Origin of the sequence: Streptomyces sp. KR55, from assembly GCF_052245645.1 — a bacterium.
In the GTDB taxonomy this organism is placed as follows: domain Bacteria; phylum Actinomycetota; class Actinomycetes; order Streptomycetales; family Streptomycetaceae; genus Streptomyces; species Streptomyces flavusporus.
This window is the reverse complement of sequence record NZ_JBQQCE010000920.1, coordinates 1-1,261: the sequence shown is the minus strand read 5'-3', so window position 1 is coordinate 1,261 and position 1,261 is coordinate 1. Positions and strand designations below refer to the sequence as shown.

Here is a 1,261-nt window from a genome sequence, read left to right as displayed (position 1 = left end):
CTTGGCGTTTAACGCCGCAGGTCACTCGACCTGCTGAGTTCTCCGGGAACCGGCAGCACGTGGCGCGGCCGTTCTTCACGCTTCGAGATGTCGAGTAACGAAGCACGAAAGAACGGCCGCTGCCCATGAGTCTCCCCGTCGACGCGCCCGCGGGCGAGGCATTGAGCGTGTTGTCCCGCTTTCGGGTCGACTTCTACGACTGCCTGTACCGCCGTGCCGATGCACTCTTCGAGCTCACCGACGCGATCTTGTGCGCGGACGGGCCGGTGAAGACCCTGGTCGGGCTCTGCCTGGCGGTCGAGCACCGGCGGGGGCACGGGGCCCTGTATGCCGCGTTGGACCGGGGCTGGCTGGAGCCGACGCGGTTGCGCCGCGCGCTGGCTGGCCTGCCACTGCCGAGAGCGGCCGACGGGCGGATCGTGCTGGCCGTGGATGTCAGCAACTGGCTCCGTCCGGACGCCCCGACCAGCGACGACCGGCTGTTCTGCCATGTCTACGGGCGCGGAGACCGCAAGACGGATCAGTTCGTGCCGGGCTGGCCGTACTCCTTCGTCGCCGCCCTGGAGACCGGCCGGACGTCCTGGGTCGCATTGCTGGACGCCGTGCGCCTGGGGCGGGCGGACGACGCGACCGCCGTCACCGCTGCCCAACTACGAGACGTCGTCGAGCGGTTGATCCAGGCCCGGCAGTGGCAGGCCGGTGATCCGGAGATCTGGATCGTCATGGACTCCGGCTACGACGTCGCCTACCTCTCCCACGCCTTGGCGGACCTGCCCGTCGTCCTGGTTGGACGCCTGCGCTCGGACCGCGTCATGCTCCGCGACCCCGGCCCCGCCCGCTCCGGGCCGAAGGGCGGACGGCCGCGCCGGCACGGCGGCGTCCTGACCTTCGCCAAGCCCGACAGCTGGCACGAACCCGAGGTCACCACGGTCACGGACACCACCCGCTACGGCAAAGCCGAGGCCAGAGCCTGGGACCGGATGCACCCCCGACTCACCCACCGCGGCCCCTGGCTGGACCACGCGAAAGAGGAACTGCCCATCCTGCACGGCACGTTGATCCGCCTGAAGGTCGAGCGCCTGCCGGGTGACCGTGACCCGAAACCGGTCTGGCTGTGGTGCTCGGCCTCCGCCGCCGCACCGGCGGACGTGGAACGCTGGTGGCAGTCTTTCCTCCGCAGATTCGATCTTGAGCACACCTTCCGGCTCATGAAACAAACCCTCGGCTGGACCGCCCCGAAGGTCCGTCACGCGGACACCGC

The 1,261-nt window shown here is 69.8% G+C and carries 1 protein-coding gene; it reads left to right on the top strand.

Annotated features, from left to right (window positions below):
- Positions 1 to 125: 125 nt before the first annotated feature.
- On the top strand, positions 126 to 1,261 hold a 1,136-nt coding region (locus ACTWQJ_RS51515; RefSeq protein WP_443313222.1), incomplete at its 3' end, for an NF041680 family putative transposase.